A 19,061-nucleotide genomic window follows, 5' to 3' on the forward strand; every position below is an offset into this window, starting at 1 on the left:
CGCCAGTGTGATCAAGCAAGACACGGCTATCGCAAGGCAAGCACCTGCCGAGAAGTGCCAACGTCGATGCCGGAGATGGGAGGAATAAAGTGCTTTGAACTTGGTTTGATTCACCGACAGATGAATGCCTTCAAAGCTTTCACGTCAGCAAGAATAAGCCCTTATCGCGGGCATGAAAAAACCGGCAAAAGCCGGTTTTTTCATGCCTCGCTGTGGGCTCATTCCCACTCAATCGTCGCCGGCGGCTTGCTCGACACGTCATACGTCACGCGCGAGATACCCTCAATCTCATTGATGATCCGCCCACTGACCGTCTCCAGCAGCTCATACGGCAGATGTGCCCAACGCGCGGTCATGAAGTCGATGGTCTCTACAGCACGCAATGCCACAACCCACGCATAACGACGGCCATCACCGACCACGCCCACCGATTTCACCGGCTGGAACACCACGAATGCCTGGCTCACTTTGTGATACCAGTCAGCCTTGCGCAGTTCTTCGATGAAGATGTGGTCGGCGCGACGCAGCAGGTCGGCGTATTCCTTTTTCACTTCACCCAGGATCCGCACGCCCAGGCCCGGGCCCGGGAATGGGTGGCGGTAGACCATGTCGTACGGCAGGCCGAGTTCCAGGCCGAGGCGGCGGACTTCGTCCTTGAACAGTTCGCGCAGCGGCTCGACCAGCTTGAGGTTCATCTCCTCGGGCAGGCCACCGACGTTGTGGTGGGACTTGATCACGTGGGCCTTGCCGCTCTTGGCGCCGGCCGACTCGATCACGTCGGGGTAGATAGTGCCTTGGGCGAGGTATTTGATGTTGTCCAGGTGTTTGGCCTGGGCATCGAAGACGTCGATGAAGGTGCGGCCGATAATCTTGCGCTTCTTCTCCGGGTCGGACTCGCCGGCCAGGTTGTCGAGGAACTGGTCCTCGGCGTTGGCGCGAATCACTTTGACGCCCATGTTCTCGGCGAACATGGCCATCACTTGCTCGCCTTCGTGCAGGCGCAGCAGGCCGTTGTCGACGAACACGCAGGTCAACTGGTCGCCGATGGCCTTGTGCAGCAGTGCGGCAACCACGGAGGAGTCGACGCCGCCGGACAGGCCGAGCAGCACGTTGTCGGTGCCGACCTGGGCGCGCACGCTGGCGATGGCGTCTTCAGCGATCTTGGAGGGGGTCCACAGAGCCTCGCACTGGCAGATGTCGAGGATGAAGCGCGACAGGATGCGCCCGCCTTGCTTGGTGTGGGTCACTTCCGGGTGGAACTGTACGCCGTAGTAACCGCGTTCATCGTTGAACATGCCGGCAATCGGGCAGCTCGGGGTGCTGGCCAGGATGTGGAAGTCTTCCGGCAGTTTGGTGACCTTGTCACCGTGGCTCATCCACACGTCGAGGCCGAACAGGCCATCGGCGTCGATGTGGTCTTCGATGCCGTCCAGCAGGCGGCTCTTGCCGACCACGTCGACGCGGGCATAACCGAATTCACGCAGCTCGGACCCTGCCACCTTGCCGCCCAACTGCTCGGCCATGGTCTGCATGCCGTAGCAGATACCGAACACCGGCACGCCCAGGTCGAATACCGCTTGCGGGCAGCGCGGGCTGTCGGCTTCGTGCACGGACTCGGGGCCACCGGCGAGGATGACGCCTTTGGGGGCGAAGGCGCGGATCGCGTCGTCATCCATGTCGAACGGGTGCAATTCGCAGTACACGCCGATTTCACGCACGCGGCGGGCAATCAGTTGGGTGTACTGGGAACCGAAGTCGAGGATCAGGATGCGGTGGGCGTGAATGTCGAGGGCCATGAAGTCAGTCTCGTCTAATGAATCAGAAACAACTCGGGGCTGAAAGAACAGCCCCGGTTACTTAACGTTTTGCTGGAAGCCTCAACCTACGCGGTAGTTTGGCGCTTCCTTGGTGATCTGCACGTCGTGGACATGGGATTCAGCCATGCCGGCGCCGGTGATCCGTACGAACTCTGGCTTGGTGCGCATTTCTTCGATGTCGGCGCTGCCGGTGTAGCCCATCGAGGAACGCAGGCCGCCCATCAGTTGATGGATGATCGCGCTCAGGCTGCCCTTGTACGGCACACGGCCTTCGATGCCTTCCGGGACGAGCTTCTCGGCGCCCGCCGAGGAGTCCTGGAAGTAACGGTCGGAGGAGCCTTGCGCCTGGGACATGGCGCCCAGCGAACCCATGCCGCGGTAAGCCTTGTAGGAACGGCCCTGGAACAGCTCAACCTCGCCCGGGGCTTCTTCGGTGCCGGCGAACATCGAGCCCATCATCACGCAGGACGCACCGGCCACGATGGCCTTGGACAGGTCACCGGAGAAGCGGATGCCGCCATCGGCGATCAACGGCACGCCGGTGCCTTCAAGGGCTGCGGCGACGTTGGCGATGGCGCTGATCTGCGGCACGCCCACACCGGCGACGATGCGCGTGGTGCAGATCGAGCCAGGGCCGATACCGACCTTGACCGCGTCGGCGCCAGCTTCGGCCAGGGCCTTGGCGGCAGCGCCGGTGGCGATGTTGCCGCCAATCACCTGCACGTCGGGGAAGTTCTGCTTGACCCAACGCACGCGGTCGATCACGCCTTTGGAGTGACCGTGGGCGGTGTCGACCACCACCACGTCAACGCCGGCAGCCACGAGGGCCGAGACGCGGTCGCCGGTGTCTTTACCAGTACCGACCGCCGCGCCAACGCGCAGACGACCCTGGTCATCCTTGCTGGCCAACGGGTAAGCCTTGGCTTTTTCGATGTCGTTGACGGTCATCATGCCCTTGAGGGCAAATTTGTCGTCGACGATCAGCACGCGTTCGATGCGGTGCTTGTGCAGCAGCTCACGCACATCGTTCTTGTCGGCGCCTTCCTTGACGGTGACGAGACGCTCTTTAGGCGTCATCACTTCGCGGACGGTGACTTCAAGACGGTTCTCGAAACGCACGTCACGGGAGGTGACGATGCCGACCAGGTCGCCATCGTGCAGCACCGGAACGCCGGAGATGTTGTGCATGCGGGTGAGGTCGAACAGGTCACGCACGGTGGCGTCGGCTTCGATGGTGATCGGATCTTTCACCACGCCGGCTTCGTAACGCTTGACCTTGCGCACTTCGGCAGCCTGCTGCTCGATGGTCATGTTCTTGTGGATGATGCCGATGCCGCCTTCCTGGGCCATGGCAATGGCCAGACGGGCTTCGGTGACGGTGTCCATGGCAGCGGAAACCAGGGGAATATTCAGCTCGATGCCACGGGTTAGGCGGGTCTTGAGACTGACTTCGTTAGGAAGCACCTCGGAATAACCGGGCACTAGGAGAATGTCGTCGAATGTCAGAGCTTCTTGGCTGATACGCAGCATCGCGGGGGCTCCCGAGCGGGAAAATGGAAGCGCGCCATTATACTCAGACACCCTTCAGGTCTCAATGTAAAACTCTGACATATTTGGGAATACGGATAGGAGGGGTTACAGCTCGACCTTGACCCAGGCGATCTTCTGGTCCAGCCAATCGGCGAACTCATCGATAAAGCTCTGTTTGAACCCCGCCTCCGCCCAGTTGTTGAAGATGAAACCGAGGTTGGAAAACCCGCATGCCTGCAGGAACAGAAAACCGTTGATGTCATCTTCATGCCCACACAGCGGGCAGGTGAAGTTGTCGGTGTGGCCAGGCATCCAGTCTTCCAGGCTCTCGAACAGCGCCTCGCCGATCTCCTTGAGGCATTCCGGGCAGCCGGCCTCCTCGAGAAAGCCCTTGGCCGGGGTGTAGATACAGCGTTTATAGATGATTTCCAGCCCGTTGACCGGCTCGTTGAACGGCAGCGCTTCGGGGTGCAGCACCACGGCGCGGGCGCCGTCGGCCAGGGCGTAGGCCATGCGATTGCCGGTGCGGCCACAGGTGGTGAGTTCTTCCTTGATGATGTTCTTGCGCACCAGCCAGCGCACGATCGCCCGTGCGCGGGGTTCGTGGACGGGCAAGGTGGAGATTTTCGGGACAAGGATGCTTTGGGAATTCATTGGAGTCCTGCGGTGTGGCGGCTGGCGCCATCGGGAGCAAGCCCCCTCCCACCTATTGATCGGTAAATGCATTTAAATGTGGGAGGGGGCTTGCTCCCGATGAGGCGCTGAAGGCAGGCAGCTTAATCCCTGCCCCACACAGGTCAAGAACTCAAATACCGCCCGATCAACGCAAGGCCGCTCGCCAGCACCAGCCACGTCACCACCTTCACGAACGCCTCGCGGGACAGGCGCAGGGTCAACCGGCGCCCGAACCACAGCCCCAACCCCATCGCCGGCAACAGGCACAGCGCCAACAGTAGCAGCGGCCAATCCGCATAGACCCCGGCCAGCAGAAACAGACTCAAGCGCACCAGCGTACTCGCGCTGATCAGCGCACTTTGGGTCGCCCGCGCCGACTCCTTGGGCAAACGGCTGTTCAGGTAGATGGCATATAAAAAGCCGCCACTGCCGAACATCGCCCCGAACAGCCCACCGACGGTGCCCATGGGCACCGACCAGCCTGCCGCCAGTTGTGTCGGACGCGCCTTTACCAGAAGACTGTAGATCGCGTAGGCGCTGATAAACAGCCCCATCAACAGCAGCAACAAATCCGAATGCAGGTTGAGCAAAAACACCACACCGAGGGTGCAACCAATGGCCATGCACGGCAGCAGTCGCAGCAGTTCCGCCTTGCTCACCTCGCGCCGGGTGTGCAGCAGGCCGCCGAACGCGGCGACAAAATCCAGCAGCACCAGCAGCGGGATGATCTTCGACAACGGCATGAGCAGCAGCAGAATCGGCGCCGCGATCAACGCCGTGCCGAACCCGGCGATGCCGAACACGACGTAGGCCAGCACCACCCCCAGGCCAATGATCAGCCAGTCCATCCCGGCAAAAGACCAGTGGTTCAACAGTTCGATTGCAGTCATGCAGGCTCCTTGCTCATCGCCGCCCTCAGCATAGTGCAGCCGCCCATGTGCACAAGGCCGTGGTGATTGCCCCGGGAATACCTATAAACTGCCGCCCATGATTAAAGACCCGTTTGCCCGCCTGGGCCTGGACCGCGAAGTCCTGACTGTCAGCCAGCTCAACGGCCGCGCACGCGTGTTGCTGGAAGACGTGTTCACCAATATCTGGGTTGAGGGCGAGATCTCCAACCTCGCCCGCCCGGCCTCCGGCCATGTGTACTTCACCCTGAAGGACAGCGGTGCGCAAGTGCGTTGCGCGCTGTTTCGCAACAATGCCGCGCGGGTGCGTCAGGCATTGAAGGATGGCCTGGCGGTGAAGGTGCGCGGCAAGGTCTCGCTGTTCGAGGGCCGTGGCGACTACCAGTTGATTCTCGACACGGTGGAGCCGGCCGGCGACGGTGCGTTGCGCCTGGCGTTCGATGCGCTGAAGGAAAAGCTCAGCGCCGAAGGCCTGTTCAGTGCCGAACGCAAGGTGCCGCTGCCGATGCACCCTCGGCGCATCGGCATTATCAGTTCACCCACCGGCGCGGTGATCCGCGACATTATCAGCGTGTTCCGCCGCCGCGCGCCGAACATCGAACTGACCCTGATTCCCACCGCCGTGCAAGGTCGCGAAGCTATCCCGCAGATTGTGCGCGCACTCAAACGTGCGGACGCGCGCGGGTTTGACGCGCTGATCCTGGCCCGGGGCGGCGGCTCTCTGGAAGACCTGTGGTGTTTCAACGAAGAAGCCGTGGCACGCGCGGTGGACGCGTGCGTCACGCCTGTCGTCAGCGCGGTCGGGCATGAAACCGACGTGTCGATCTGTGACTTCGTCGCGGACGTGCGCGCCCCTACCCCGTCCGCCGCCGCCGAATTGCTTGCCCCCGACGCCAGCCACCTGGTGCGCCAGGTGGAGAACCTGCATCGCCGCCTGGTGATGCTGATGCGCAACCGCCTGCGCCACGACCGCCTGCGCCTGGAGGGCATGGCCCGACGCCTGCGCCATCCCGGCGAACGCCTGCGTCAGCAGGCCCAGCGTCTGGATGACCTCGACATGCGCCTGCGTCGCGCCTTCGAGCGCAGCCTTAATACCCGCCGCGAGCGCCTGATTCGCCTGGAGACGCGCCTGGCCGGCCAGCACCCGGGCCGCCAACTGGCCCTGCTGCGCCAACGCCTGGACAGCCTCGCCGAACGCTTGCCCCGCGCCATGCGCGAAGGCCTCAAGGCACGCCGTCTGCAGTTGCAAAGCCAGGTGCAGACGCTGCAGGTGGTCAGCCCATTGGCGACGCTGGGCCGCGGCTACAGCATCCTGCTGGACGAGCGCGGCCAGGCGATTCGCAATGCTGCGCAAACCCACACCGGCCAGCGCCTGACCGCCCGCCTCGGTGAAGGCCAATTGCAAGTGCGGGTGGAAGACAACCACCTCACCCCTGTCACCCTTTCGCTACTGGATTGATCGATGCCACGTCTCCTGAGCCTGCTGATGCTGTTGTGCCTCGCGTGCAACGCCCACGCCGACAGCTACATCACCCGAACCCTGAACAAACCGGTGCCCGGCGGGGTTGCGGTGGTCGACCTCGGCCCCGCAGCCGCCGCGCCGAAAGCCAGCTACCTGGGCAAGCCGGTGCTGGTGGTGAAGGAGCAGGACAACTGGCTGGCGATTGTCGGCATCCCGCTGACGGTCAAGCCGGGCAACGAGCGCGTCAGCAGCGGTGGGCGCAGCCTGCCGTTCATCGTGGGTTACAAGAAGTACCCGGAACAGCGCATCACCCTGAAAAATAAAAGCCAGGTCAACCCCGAGCCCGCGCAACTCAAGCGCATCGAGGGCGAACTGGCGGTGCAGCTCAAGGCCTATCGCAGTTTCAGCCCCACGGTGCCGAGCAATCTGGTGCTGGACAAACCGGTGAACGGGCCGCTGTCGAGCCGGTTCGGCGTGCGCCGCTTCTTCAACGGTGAAGAGCGTAATCCCCATTCGGGCCTGGACTTCGCCGTGCCGGCCGGCACGCCAATCAAGACGCCGGCCAATGGCAAAGTAATTCTGGTGGGCAACTACTTCTTCAACGGCAACACCGTGTTCGTCGACCATGGTCAGGGCTTTATCAGCATGTTCTGCCATATGTCAAAGATCGACGTGAAGGTCGGTCAGCAACTGGTGCGCGGGTCGGTAGTCGGCAAAGTCGGAGCGACGGGCCGAGCGACCGGGCCGCATATGCACTGGAATGTCAGCCTGAACGATGCGCGGGTGGACCCGGCGATCTTTATCGGGGCGTTTACGCCTTAAGCAATTACGCCAGGGCACTTGGCGGGACCTGAAATCATCGTTTCCTGCGGACGAAGCGCGCCTGGCAACATCTATTACAAACTATCGAGGAACGAACCTGCGGCAACTATCACACAGGCTAGACGCGAAGGGAGAGAATCGCTTTTTCGGAACACTACGGATTGAAGTTCCCGCCTTAGGAAGCTTCTGATGAACTTACGCCCGATTGACTCGGATGCCGTCACCACCCGTCAACCAACGTTGAATTTCGCAGCCCCCCGCCATGCCGAGCTCACGGACTCAGTCGTTGAAGCGCCGCCCGGCACCCTCCCGCTCCCTACCGGCGCCGTAAACAAGCCTTATGTTGGAGGGATTAAACCAGTCCAGCCGCAACACACTCAGCTTTCCGAACACTTCAAAGTCAGTGATACACAATTGCTCCTGACTCAGTACAACACGCTCAGTAAAAAAATCACCATGTTGCAAGCGCAGCAGCCTACCCTGAAGGCGTTTATAAAACAGCGCCTGGAACAGGCGTTGCCGGAACAGCGCCCGCTCAATGCCGAATCCATCGAGTTCAGGATTTACCGCAAAAGCGCAGATGGACAGAAAGGGCTTGTGTCCACAGAACCTCTGCTATCGGCCGTTGCCAGAAAAATCCAGGAAACCCAGGCCCCCGTCATCAATGGGCAAGAAGGCCCCGAGGAAAGCCCGGGTGTTGAGTCCGGCTTCTATATTGGCGAGCAAAAACTCAAAAACCTGAGTTCTCTGCGTACGATTGCCACCGACATCGGGGTTGGATTTGCAGAGGCCAACAGGACCTTCTGGACCCGACACCGACCTGGCGAAACCTCGTCCCCCCAGAACAAGCTGTTGGCGATGCACAGAGAACTGCTTTCGACCCAGGCTGCGCTGCAGGTGGTGGACGGAACACTTGGCCAGCAGGGCAAGAAGCTGGTCGATACCTTCGTGCAGTACCCCGACCTGGCATCGCGTGAGCGTGAAATCAGCGCCGGCTCGCGGCCAGGCGTCTACCCGCTCAGAATAAATGACAATACCGGGACCGGCAGCCTATTGCCCGGCGCGTTCATAATCACCGCCAGCGATGGTTCGTCCTCATCCGTTCCGATCTGGCCGAACGGCACAAGGAACATCAACGCCAATGAGCTGAACGGCCCTGTGGTAGCGATCACATCAGAAAACGGTATCGAAGAGTTCAAAACCCCCGCCCAGGCACTCGAGGTTATCGCCGCGAGGTTGAACCTCAAGCATGAAATCGCAACCCTGTCTGAACAGCCCTCGCCAAAGGCTCCTCAAGGCGATGACCTGCTCCAGCGCCTGGCGCCTGTGGAAGATGATGTGATCGTCGAAGGATTTGTTACAACAATGCGTCAACAAACGCCGAAGATCAGGGAGGCCCTCACACGCGTCATGGCACCGGAGAATGAGGCTCTGCACCCCTATATGTTAAGTGACCCCACGGTGACCGGACCGGTAGAGGATGCGGCAGACCTGTCATTTCAGTTCGACGGCAGCAACGCATTGCTCGCCCGCAATCAAAAGCTTGAAGAAAAACTGCAACCTGACTGGTTGCAAAACCTGACACCTGTGCAAAAAGCATTTTTTTCAAACCTGGACAGCGCAGAGCAGGAATCTAACGAAACACTGTTCCCCTTGCTGGAAAAATTCCCTTCCTTGCCAGCCTTTGCCAAGCAGAAATTGACTCACGCATTAAAAGAACTGCTCAAAGATCACTACCCGGATAAGGGAATAGACCCCGCTAACATCAAGGTCTCCATACGCTCCCGAACCGCCATTCACGCAGGTAGATTTGCCACGGGCGAACATACTCGGGATTCCGTTCAATCGCTGTCGCTGGTAGATCTGGCACTGAAAAACCTTGGCGAATGGGATGCTGGCAGCAGCACTCAATACTCCCAAAAAACCATGACCGCCACGCTTTTGGATGCGACCGGCAAGGCGGTGGTGGACGCGCAAGGCAATCCGCTGATTCTGGATACTCAAGCACTTGAAGATCTGATCAGACCGCTCGATATGGGCGGCAAATACCTGGAGCATCTAGCAAAGGAAATGGCACCTGACGCCACCTCCGGGAGCGCGGGAGCACTGCGAAAAGCCTGGTACGCAAGCAAACTGGCCAACCTGAAAAAGGAAGCCTTTGTGGCCCAGCTCGACCCCGCAAACTACCAGGCGACATTGACCGACAACCCTTCGCAAAAGCGGAGCACTCACTGGGTCAGCGCAACGCTTGATCATACCGACCCGACTACTTGGCCAACGGTTGAAGGGCATGAGATCCGCAGCCACGCGCTGGTCATCGATGGCAAGGCGGTTGAAGGGGTTTTCGTTATCAAGTCCCCGTCGCACCCCTCCCTGGTTCTATGCGCACCGAATGCACCGGACGGGCTGACGTTTCGTGAGCTTCTCGACCAGGACAGCCTCAAAAGCCTCACCGAAAAGCCCGAGTGGAAACGCTACATCGTCGATAGAACAACGCCTTTAGACAAATATGAGCTGATTGCAAAACTGACTCAATACGTCCCCTTGGACCTGCTGAACGAAGCCGCACGCAACCATGAAAAAGGCATATCGCTCAAACCCACCAAAGGTCCATTACTCGATCACCTGTATCAGCAGCAGTTAGCGCTGTCGATGGCCAAAGCCGACGCTGCGTCCACCAGCACTGCCGAGGTTGACGCCGCCTCGAATTACAACAAATTGGTATTCGGTATCGACGTTGCGTCGAACTTGCTGGACATGGTTCCAGTGGTCGGTAAAGGCTTCTCGACCATTAACCGCCTGACAAAAGCCGGGATAAAGGCATTTCGCGCGCAAGGCAGAAGCCTGCCGGCACTCTTGAAGAACCCCAATGGCTGGGGAGCTGTCTATTCCGACTTTACGGTCGCGGCGACCGGCCAGAATATCGTCAGGCAAAGAGGGTTGCGTCCCGTGATCAGTCCACGCCTGGCGATCACCGCTCGCCCTGCTGCAACCGTGAAACCCGCCATCGCCGGTTCGTCCAGGCCCGCCTCCGGCGCAACAGCCACGCAAGTACCCGGCATGCAAGCATCTGCACGTGCAGACCTCAGCGAATATGGGGTTCCCGACGCGGTGCTCAATGGCAAGCTCACGCCTAAAAATGGTATCTACCTCGTCGACTCCCCGTCCGGGCCTCGCAGCTTTATCCGCTATACCGATAGCACGGACGTTAATCGTCTCTATGAAATCAGCCCGGTTTACACATTCGAAGGCTCTATCGTGAGGGTCATAGACCCCGCCACACGGCGGCAGGTCGCGACGATGACATCCACCGGCAGTGGAGAGTGGCGTTTAAGCCAGTTACCTGGCGGCAGGCGTGGCGCCAAACGCAGGCAGAAGAGTGAATGGCCCTACAATTACGTCGACGGCCTTCTGGTCGGCGGCCCCGACTTTACGCTGACCAGGACCGTCAGACGCCAAGCCGTTCGATGGTTCAGAGACGGAATGAATACGTACCTCGCCCAGCACGTCGCGGCGCCCTTGCCCCGTCCCGATATGCCAGCTTTGGCACACAACACATCACCTTCGCAATTGGCCCGTGAAGCACTGACCACTTCAAACGGCTTGGTATTGGGTGAGCAGCATGATCAGGTTGCCAGCAACCTGATGTTGATAAAGAACATGGAAAACTTCTCAAAAAGCGGCGTTACCACTCTGTATCTGGAGGGAGCGCTTTGGGCTGACAGCGTTCCGTACACGGCAGGGGACATACACCTGGTGCTTCCTCAGCCGAAAAACCCTGAGTACATACGCAAGATCCCGACGAGGACGGATGTGTTTTTCGCCGCCGAAAAATACGGAATTAAAGTACGGGGCCTCGAACACGATCACCTGACAATGCACTCAACACGCACCCGATCAGCTGAGTCCCTCAACCTGGAGCACACCAACGAACGTTTGAAAGAGTTCAACTACTTTGCGAGCAAAATAATCGAACAGACGCCTGCTGGCGAAAAATGGATTGCCGTGGTTGGCAGGCGGCATATGAACACCACACAAGGGGTGCCTGGAATAGCTGAACTCACCGGAGGCACCGGCATCGGCGTGTATGACGCTGCCCCAGGTGGTACCACCGTCGCCGTTCAGTCCATCGGGCCGGCCCCCGACCCTGCCAGGCGGTTTACCCTCGATGACCAGGTCGGCGATTATCAGATCCACCAAAACGTTGATGAGTATCTGAAACCCGCCTGACCATAAAAAGGTGCGGCGCCGTCAGGTGCTGCACCCTTTTTCTCGATTCAAAAAAAATTGCTACGACTGCATTTATTGCGCAACAAAAATTAATTTAAAAATCATAAATAGCCATAAAAAACCACTAAAACGCCATTTATAAGAAATTCTGCCAATCTTTTTCGACTGCTTGCCATCCTCAGCACCTACGGTTAGGGTTGAGCACATGAAAACCGCTCACACCCTCATTCAGCTCCGCCAGCACCGCAGCCTGTGCCTTGTCAGCGCACGACTGCCAGGCTGAATCGATCTGCCTCGTCCAAAGCTTTATTCCCAATAACAGTTTCACGGCAGGCCGCCTTTTTTCGGCCCCTCACCCAAGGATTTCCCGATGAGCATGCTCAAAGACCCGTCTTCTAAATACCGCGCATTCCCGACCATCGATATCCCGGACCGTACCTGGCCGTCGAAGACCATCACCAGCGCGCCGATCTGGTGCAGTTCCGACCTGCGTGATGGCAACCAGTCGCTGATCGAGCCGATGGACGCCGCCAAAAAACTGCGTTTCTGGAAAACCCTGGTGGCCGTCGGCGTGAAGGAAATCGAAGCCTCGTTCCCCGCCGCTTCACAAACCGACTTCGACTTTGTGCGCACCCTGATCGAGGACAACCACATCCCCGAAGACACCACCATCCAGGTGCTGACCCAGGGCCGTGAAGACTTGATCGCGCGCACCTTCGAATCCCTGCGCGGCGCGAAAAAGGCCATCGTGCACTTGTACAACGCCACGTCGCCGTCGTTTCGCCGCATTGTGTTCAACCAGGACAAGGACGGCATCAAGGCCATCGCGGTCAATGCGGCCAAGCTGTTCGTCAAATACGCCGCGCAGCAGCCGGAAACCCAGTGGACCTTCGAATATTCCCCGGAAACCTTCAGCGCCACCGAGCTGGAGTTCGCCAAGGAAGTCTGTGACGCCGTGATCGAGGTATGGAACCCGACGCCCGCGCACAAGATGATTCTCAACCTGCCCGCCACCGTCGAATGCGCCACGCCGAACATCTATGCCGACCAGATCGAGTGGTTCGGTCGCCATATCAATCGCCGCGACAGCGTGATCATCAGCCTGCACACCCACAACGACCGTGGCACCGGCGTGGCCGCCACCGAGCTGGGCCTGATGGCCGGCGCCGACCGCGTCGAAGGTTGCCTGTTCGGTAACGGCGAACGCACCGGCAACGTCGACCTGGTCACCGTGGCCCTGAACATGTACACCCAGGGCCTCGACCCGCAACTGGACTTCTCCGACATCGACGGCGTGCGCAAGGTCGTCGAGGAGTGCAACCAGATCCAGGTGCACCCACGTCATCCGTATGTCGGCGATCTGGTGCACACCGCGTTCTCCGGCTCGCACCAGGACGCGATCCGCAAGGGGTTTACCCAGCAAAAAGACGATGCCTTGTGGGAAGTGCCGTACCTGCCAATCGACCCGGCCGATATCGGCCGCAGCTACGAGGCGGTGATCCGCGTGAACAGCCAGTCAGGCAAGGGCGGCATCGCCTACCTGCTGGAGCAGGAATACGACATCAGCCTGCCGCGCCGCATGCAGATCGAGTTCAGCCAGGTGGTACAGGCCGAAACCGACCGTGTGGGCCTGGAGATGACCGCGCCGCAGATCTACGCGTTGCTGCAACGGGAATACCTGCAGGCCAACACCCCGTACGCGCTGGTCAGCCATCGCCTGCAGGAAGAAAACGGCAACAGCCATGTCGAGGTGGAAGTCTCGGGCAAGGGCCAGGGCGAAACCAATCTGCACTGGAAAGGCAAAGGCAATGGCGCACTGGAAGCCCTGGTGGCCGGCCTGCCGATTGGTGTGGAGATCATGGATTACAACGAACACGCGATTGGCGCGGGCACCAATGCCAAGGCGGCGGCTTACATTGAACTGCGGGTGAACGGCGAACGTCCGGTACATGGGGTGGGGATCGATGAAAACATCACTACCGCCAGCTTCAAGGCGCTGTTCAGTGCGTTGAACCGCTCGCTGAGTCAGCAGGCAGCGAAGGCGGCATAAGCAAGCAATCCAGAAGCGTTATTGGCTGGGCCGGCCACATCGGGAGCAAGCCCCCTCCCACATTTTGAATGTATTCACAGATCAAAATGTGGGAGGGGGCTTGCTCCCGATAGCGGTCTATCAGACAAACAGAAAACGATCAGCATCCAGATTCGCCGGAAACCGGGTGCGATACGCCGCCAATTCCGCCGCATCCAGGCACACCTGAAACACCCCGTCCGCCTCCCCCGCACTCAGCAAGGTCTCGCCCTGGAAGTCCAGCACCTGGCTGTCGCCGGTGTAGCCAAAGCCTTTGCCATCCGTACCCACCCGATTCACCGCCGCCACGTAGCACAGGTTCTCGATGGCGCGCGCCGGTAGCAGACGGTTCCAGTGCTGACGCCGCGCCCCCGGCCAGTTGGCGGTATACAGCAGCAGATCAGTGTCCTCGGCGTCACGACTCCACACCGGAAAGCGCAGGTCGTAGCAAATCAACGGCCGAACGCGCCAGCCCTTGCACTCGAACTGCACCTGGCGCTCGCCCGGGGTGTAGTGGTCATGTTCGCCGGCCATGCGGAACAGATGACGCTTGTCGTAGTGCAGCACCTCACCATCGGGCCGCGCCCACAGCAGGCGGTTGCGATGACTGCCGTCGGCCGCCCGGATGATCACGCTGCCGGTAATGACCGCAGCGTACTCTCGGGCCTGGGCCTGCAGCCAGCGGTGGGTGGGGCCGTTTTCCGGCTCAGCAAGGGTGTGTGATTCCATCGAGAAGCCGGTGGTGAACATCTCCGGCAATACGATCAGGTCGGCGCCTTTGGCCTGCTCCAGCAACAGCTCGAAATGGTCAAGGTTAGCCTGGCGGTCGTGCCAGGCCAGGGTGGTCTGGACCAGTGCCACCGTCAGGTTCGGCAGTGCAGTCAGATCGCGCATAGTTTTTCGGCTGCTTGCTGCAGCGTCTCCTCGCGTTTGGCAAAGCACAGGCGCACCAGGCGCTGGCCTTGGGGTGGGTGCTGGTAGAACACCGAGATGGGAATGCTCGCCACGCCGTGTTCGCGGGTCATCCACAGGGACATGGCGACATCATCCAGGTCCGGGCGAATCTGTGAGTAATCCACCAGTTGAAAGTAGGTGCCGGCCACCCGAGTGAAACTCAAGCGCGACGGCGCCAGCAAGTCGCAGAACAGATCGCGCTTGGCCTGGTAGAACGCCGGCAGTGCGTCAACGTGCTGCGGGTGGGTGGCCATGAAGTCAGCCAGCGCGAACTGCAACGGGGTGACGCAACAGAAATTGACGTACTGGTGCACCTTGCGCAATTCGGCCGTAAGCGCCGGTGGCGCGACGACGTAGCCGGTTTTCCAGCCGGTGACGTGGTAGGTCTTGCCGAAGGAGCTGACGACAAAGGCGCGCGGGTACAGCTCTGCGTGGGCCAGCACACTGACATGGGGCACGCCATCGAACACCAGATGCTCGTAGACCTCGTCGCTGAGCAGGTAGATATCGCGATCACGGATCAGGTCGGCCAATTGGTCCAGCTCGGCGCGGCTGATCAGTGCGCCGGTGGGGTTGTGCGGCGTGTTGAGGACGATCATGCGCGTGCGCGGTGACAGCGCCGCCTTGAGCTTTTCGAAGTCCAGGGCGAAGCGTTGCAGGCTCAGTTGCACATGCACGCAACGGCCACCGGCCAGTTCCACCGAAGGTGCGTAGCTGTCGTAGCAGGGATCGAAGATGATCACTTCATCGCCTCGTCGAACCACTGCCTGGATCGCGCAGAAAATCGCGGCGGTTGCCCCTGGGGTGATGGTCACTTCACTGTCGGGGTCCACCGATACGCCATAGCTGCGGGCGATCTTCGTCGACACTTGCTGACGCAGGGCTGGCAGGCCGGTCATCGGTGAGTACTGGTTATGCCCGCTGGCAACGTGCTGGCCCACCGCATCGAGCAACGCCTGCGGGCCGTTGAAGTCGGGGAAACCCTGGGACAGGTTGAGCGCGCCGGTTTCGGCAGCCAGTTGCGACATCGTGGTAAAAATGGTGGTGCCGACGTTCGGCAGCTTGCTGGTGATCATGGGAGCCCCCTTCGGGTGAGCTGCCAGTTTTAAGCTGCATGCTGCAAGCAGGTCAAGGGGCAAACCGCGAGGCAAAAAAAAGGGCTCCAAAGGAGCCCTCTCGTGTAGCTTGCAACTTGAAGCTGCTGCTATTTCTTGTCGCGGCGCTTCTTGTCGGCTTTCTTGTGGTGAGTCATCAGACGACGCTTCTTGTTCACCTGACGGTCCGTCAATGTGTTCTTGTTGCCTTCGTATGGGTTCTCGCCACCCTTGAACTCGATGCGAATCGGCGTACCGACCAGCTTCAAGACACGACGGTAGGTGTTTTCCAGGTAACGCACGTAGGACTTGGGCACCTTCTCGATCTGGTTACCGTGGATCACGATAATCGGCGGATTGGCACCACCCAAGTGGGCGTAACGCAGTTTGATCCGGCGGTTGTTGACCATTGGCGGCGCGTGTTCGCCCACCGCATCTTCCAGGATCTGGGTGAGGCGGTTGGTGGGCCAGCGGGTCACGGCGGACTTGAACGAGTTCTGCACGGACGCGTAGAGGTTGCCCACGCCGGTGCCGTGCAGGGCCGAGATAAAGTGGATATCGGCGAACTCGACGAAGAACAGCCGACGCTGCAGCTCGATCTTGACGAAGTCGCGCTCGCTGGGCGTCATGCCGTCCCACTTGTTGATCGCGATCACCAATGCCCGACCGGACTCCAGGGCAAAGCCCAGCAGGTTAAGGTCGTGGTCCACCACGCCTTCGCGGGCGTCCATCACGAAGATCACCACGTTGGCGTCCTTGATGGCTTGCAGGGTTTTCACCACGGAGAACTTTTCAACTTCCTCGTGGATCTTGCCGCGCTTGCGCACACCGGCGGTGTCGATCAGCGTGTACTTCTCCTCGTTACGCTCGAACGGGATGTAGATGCTGTCGCGGGTGGTACCGGGCTCGTCGTACACGATAACGCGGTCTTCACCGAGCATACGGTTGACCAGTGTCGACTTGCCGACATTAGGACGGCCGATGATGGCGATCTTGATACCGTCTTTTTCACTCGGGCCCGGAATGCGCTTGGCTTCCTCACCTTCGGCGACGATTTCTTCCTCACCCTCTTCTTCCTCAGCGTCATCCTTGGGAAAGGTACTGAGGGCAATTTCCAGCATCTGGGTGATGCCGCGCCCATGGGCGCCTGCGACCGGGATCGCGTCGCCCAAACCCATCGGGCTGAATTCGGCACGGGCAGCCTCAGGATCGATGTTGTCGATCTTGTTCGCGACCAGGTAGGAACGCTTGTTGCGCTTGCGCAGGTGCTCGCCAATCATCTGGTCGGCAGCGGTGTAGCCCGCGCGGGCATCCACCAGGAACAACACGACATCGGCTTCTTCGATGGCCAGCAGTGACTGCTCGGCCATCTTTTCGTCCATGCCATGCTCGTCACCGGAGATACCACCGGTGTCGACAATAATGTAGGAGCGCCCTTGCCACTTTGCCTCACCGTATTGGCGATCACGGGTCAGACCGGACAAGTCGCCGACGATGGCGTCGCGAGTCCTGGTCAGGCGGTTGAACAAGGTGGACTTGCCGACATTAGGTCGGCCCACCAGGGCGATTACGGGAACCATGCGGCTCTCCACTTCGTTATTTCAGAAAATACAAAAGCCGCTGCAAGGCAGCGGCTGGTGCTCGGGGCAGCATCGTCAGATGCCGCATGCCCCGCCGAAGCGGGGCCGCCTGGGTGTTACCCCAAGCATGGTTCTTACTTGATGGTCAGGGCTTCCAGCTTGCCGCTGTTGCCAAACACATAAAGCATGTTACCCACGACCAGCGGACGTGCACGCAGGCCGTCGCTGTCAATACGCTCACGACCCACGAAACGACCATCCACCTGGCTCAGCAGATGCAGGTAGCCTTCAAAGTCGCCCACCGCCACGTAGCTGGAGAACACTTCCGGTGCCGACAGTTGACGACGAGCCAGGGAGTCATTGCTCCACAGGGCGGTGGTGGAACGCTCGTCGACACTTTCAACGGTGCCGGACGCCAAGCTTACGTAGACGCTGCCAAACCCTTGGGCGACACCGGCGTAGCTGGAAGCATCACGCTGCCAGTTGACGCGACCGCTCTGCAGGTCCAGCGCGGCCACACGGCCCTGGTAAGTGGCGACGTAGAGGGTCTCGCCCGACAGCAGCAAGCCGCCGTCGATGTCCACCACGCGATCCAGTTCGGAACGACCTTGCGGGATGGCCACTCGGGTTTCCCAGGCCGGCACGCCGTTCTGGGTGTTCAGGGCAACCACTTTACCGGTCGACAGGCCTGCAACGGCCAGATTGTTGGTGACAATCGGACCACTGGTGCCGCGCAGGGTCAGTACCGCCGGCGTGCTGTCGTACAACCAGCGCTGCTCGCCGGTGCTGGCGTCCAGGCCGATCACTCGGTCATCCTGGGTCTGCACCACGACAATATCGCCGTTGGTGGCAGGCGGTGCGAGCACTTCGCTGGTCACGCGAGCGCGCCATTTCTCTTCACCGGTGCTGGAATCCAGCGCCACGACTTCGCCCTTGAGCGTGCCGAGCATGACCATGCCATAACCCACACCGACGGCGCCGGACACAGGCAACTCAAGGTCTTTTTTCCACTTCACGTCGCCGGTCATGCGATCCATGGACACGATCACGCCGGTCACGTCAGCGGCCACAATGTTTTCGCCGTCGATTGCCGGCACCAACATGTTGTAGGTGTCACCCTGGCCGTCACCGATGGAGCGGCTCCACTGCTTTTGCAAAACCACTTCTTCCTTGAAAGTGGTCAGCTCGGCCGGAGGCAGTTCTTTTTTACTGTTGCTGCTGCAACCCGCGGCCAGAACGGCCAGAGCCAGCAATGCTGCATGTTTCCAACGGATCACGTCACGCATCCCCTTTGGCCAAGTCGTCGAGCTTGATTTGTAGGCCACCGACCGCCGCTTCATCAGACAGCGCAGCCTTGGCCTTCTTGTACGCAGCATTGGCTTCGTCGGTGCGACCCAATTGGACCAGGAGGTCGCCCTTGAGCTCTTCGCGAGTGGCTACAAATGCCTTGTCCGCATCGCCGTCGAGCAGTTTGAGTGCTTCGTCGGCCTTGTTCTGTGCCGCCAATACCTGAGCCAGGCGCTGACGGGCGATTTCACCCAGAGTCGGGTTGGTCGGTTTGTCGGCGATGGCCTTCAGTTCAACGGCAGCATCATCCAGCTTGCCGGTATCGACCGCCACTTTGGCGACGAACAGGCTACCGTATTGAGCGTAGGTGCTGCCGCCAAATTCGCTTTTCAGCTTGCCGGCCAGGTCTGCAACCTGGGCCGGGTCAGGCTTGCCGTCCGGCGTCAGCGTGGTTTCCAGCAACTGCTGATACAGAACCGAGGCGCCCTGGGACTGGTTGGCCTGGTATTTGTGCCAGGCCTGCCAGCCGAACACCACCACCAAAGCGAGCAGACCGCCAGTAACCAGAGGCTTGCCATTACGCTGCCACCAGTCCTTGAACTCGGTCAGTTGATCATCATCAATACTCGACACC

Annotated in this window: 13 protein-coding genes; 4 read left to right on the top strand and 9 right to left on the bottom strand. The window is 60.2% G+C overall.

Annotated elements, in window-relative coordinates; translation table 11 throughout:
- Nucleotides 1-218 precede the first annotated feature (218 nt).
- The 4 genes from guaA to TU79_RS06680 form a co-directional block, all read right to left on the bottom strand.
- Entirely contained in the window at nt 219-1,796 is a 1,578-nt protein-coding gene (guaA, locus tag TU79_RS06665; RefSeq protein WP_003238499.1) for a glutamine-hydrolyzing GMP synthase, read from the bottom strand.
- 81 nt (nt 1,797-1,877) lie between these two features.
- Nucleotides 1,878-3,347, bottom strand: a complete 1,470-nt coding sequence (gene guaB / locus TU79_RS06670; protein WP_003238496.1) for an IMP dehydrogenase — start codon at nt 3,345-3,347, stop codon at nt 1,878-1,880.
- Between the two features lie 105 nt (nt 3,348-3,452).
- Nucleotides 3,453-4,001, bottom strand: a complete 549-nt coding sequence (locus tag TU79_RS06675; RefSeq protein WP_057007265.1) for a hypothetical protein — start codon at nt 3,999-4,001, stop codon at nt 3,453-3,455.
- Between the two features lie 143 nt (nt 4,002-4,144).
- Complete coding sequence (locus TU79_RS06680) at nt 4,145-4,912, bottom strand: sulfite exporter TauE/SafE family protein (RefSeq protein ID WP_057007266.1); 768 nt, start codon at nt 4,910-4,912, stop codon at nt 4,145-4,147.
- 97 nt (nt 4,913-5,009) lie between these two features.
- Between TU79_RS06680 and xseA the strand changes: the two genes are divergently transcribed.
- The 4 genes from xseA (at nt 5,010) to leuA (ending at nt 13,494) form a co-directional block, all read left to right on the top strand.
- Nucleotides 5,010-6,389 (top strand): exodeoxyribonuclease VII large subunit, encoded by a 1,380-nt coding sequence (gene xseA / locus TU79_RS06685; RefSeq protein WP_057007267.1) that lies wholly within the window; start codon nt 5,010-5,012, stop codon nt 6,387-6,389.
- Between the two features lie 3 nt (nt 6,390-6,392).
- Nucleotides 6,393-7,214 (top strand): M23 family metallopeptidase, encoded by an 822-nt coding sequence (locus TU79_RS06690; RefSeq protein WP_057007268.1) that lies wholly within the window; start codon nt 6,393-6,395, stop codon nt 7,212-7,214.
- Nucleotides 7,215-7,403: 189 nt separating this feature from the next.
- On the top strand, nt 7,404-11,444 hold the full coding sequence (locus tag TU79_RS06695) for a membrane-targeted effector domain-containing toxin (protein ID WP_057007269.1): 4,041 nt from the start codon (nt 7,404-7,406) through the stop codon (nt 11,442-11,444).
- 370 nt (nt 11,445-11,814) lie between these two features.
- Complete coding sequence (gene leuA, locus TU79_RS06700; RefSeq protein WP_057007270.1) at nt 11,815-13,494, top strand: 2-isopropylmalate synthase; 1,680 nt, start codon at nt 11,815-11,817, stop codon at nt 13,492-13,494.
- Nucleotides 13,495-13,614: 120 nt separating this feature from the next.
- Here leuA and TU79_RS06705 read toward each other — a convergent pair whose 3' ends face one another.
- The 5 genes from TU79_RS06705 to TU79_RS06725 all read right to left on the bottom strand — a co-directional run bounded on the left by TU79_RS06705 (nt 13,615) and on the right by TU79_RS06725 (nt 19,060).
- On the bottom strand, nt 13,615-14,406 hold the full coding sequence (locus TU79_RS06705) for an amidohydrolase (RefSeq protein WP_057007271.1): 792 nt from the start codon (nt 14,404-14,406) through the stop codon (nt 13,615-13,617).
- A complete protein-coding gene (locus tag TU79_RS06710; protein ID WP_057007272.1) occupies nt 14,394-15,542 on the bottom strand; it encodes a pyridoxal phosphate-dependent aminotransferase in 1,149 nt (382 codons plus the stop codon). Before TU79_RS06710 ends, TU79_RS06705 begins: the two co-directional genes overlap by 13 nt.
- Nucleotides 15,543-15,670: 128 nt before the next feature.
- Nucleotides 15,671-17,140: a ribosome biogenesis GTPase Der gene (gene der / locus TU79_RS06715; RefSeq protein ID WP_057007273.1), complete on the bottom strand. Its 1,470-nt coding sequence runs from the start codon at nt 17,138-17,140 to the stop codon at nt 15,671-15,673.
- Nucleotides 17,141-17,274: 134 nt separating this feature from the next.
- Nucleotides 17,275-18,426, bottom strand: a complete 1,152-nt coding sequence (gene bamB / locus TU79_RS06720) for an outer membrane protein assembly factor BamB (RefSeq protein ID WP_057007274.1) — start codon at nt 18,424-18,426, stop codon at nt 17,275-17,277.
- Complete coding sequence (locus TU79_RS06725; protein ID WP_003238475.1) at nt 18,419-19,060, bottom strand: YfgM family protein; 642 nt, start codon at nt 19,058-19,060, stop codon at nt 18,419-18,421. Before TU79_RS06725 ends, bamB begins: the two co-directional genes overlap by 8 nt.
- Nucleotide 19,061: the final 1 nt, after the last annotated feature.

The organism is Pseudomonas trivialis (assembly GCF_001439805.1).
Taxonomy (GTDB): domain Bacteria; phylum Pseudomonadota; class Gammaproteobacteria; order Pseudomonadales; family Pseudomonadaceae; genus Aquipseudomonas; species Aquipseudomonas trivialis.

Bases quoted from the DNA above. Each gene is read 5' to 3' on its own strand.
- der (WP_057007273.1), bottom strand. From the start codon at position 17,140: ATGGTTCCCGTAATCGCCCTGGTGGGCCGACCTAATGTCGGCAAGTCC.
- leuA (WP_057007270.1), top strand. From the start codon at position 11,815: ATGAGCATGCTCAAAGACCCGTCTTCTAAATACCGCGCATTCCCGACC.
- TU79_RS06680 (WP_057007266.1), bottom strand. From the start codon at position 4,912: ATGACTGCAATCGAACTGTTGAACCACTGGTCTTTTGCCGGGATGGAC.
- guaB (WP_003238496.1), bottom strand. From the start codon at position 3,347: ATGCTGCGTATCAGCCAAGAAGCTCTGACATTCGACGACATTCTCCTA.
- TU79_RS06690 (WP_057007268.1), top strand. From the start codon at position 6,393: ATGCCACGTCTCCTGAGCCTGCTGATGCTGTTGTGCCTCGCGTGCAAC.
- TU79_RS06695 (WP_057007269.1), top strand. From the start codon at position 7,404: ATGAACTTACGCCCGATTGACTCGGATGCCGTCACCACCCGTCAACCA.
- TU79_RS06710 (WP_057007272.1), bottom strand. From the start codon at position 15,542: ATGATCACCAGCAAGCTGCCGAACGTCGGCACCACCATTTTTACCACG.
- TU79_RS06705 (WP_057007271.1), bottom strand. From the start codon at position 14,406: ATGCGCGATCTGACTGCACTGCCGAACCTGACGGTGGCACTGGTCCAG.
- xseA (WP_057007267.1), top strand. From the start codon at position 5,010: ATGATTAAAGACCCGTTTGCCCGCCTGGGCCTGGACCGCGAAGTCCTG.
- bamB (WP_057007274.1), bottom strand. From the start codon at position 18,426: ATGCGTGACGTGATCCGTTGGAAACATGCAGCATTGCTGGCTCTGGCC.
- guaA (WP_003238499.1), bottom strand. From the start codon at position 1,796: ATGGCCCTCGACATTCACGCCCACCGCATCCTGATCCTCGACTTCGGT.
- TU79_RS06675 (WP_057007265.1), bottom strand. From the start codon at position 4,001: ATGAATTCCCAAAGCATCCTTGTCCCGAAAATCTCCACCTTGCCCGTC.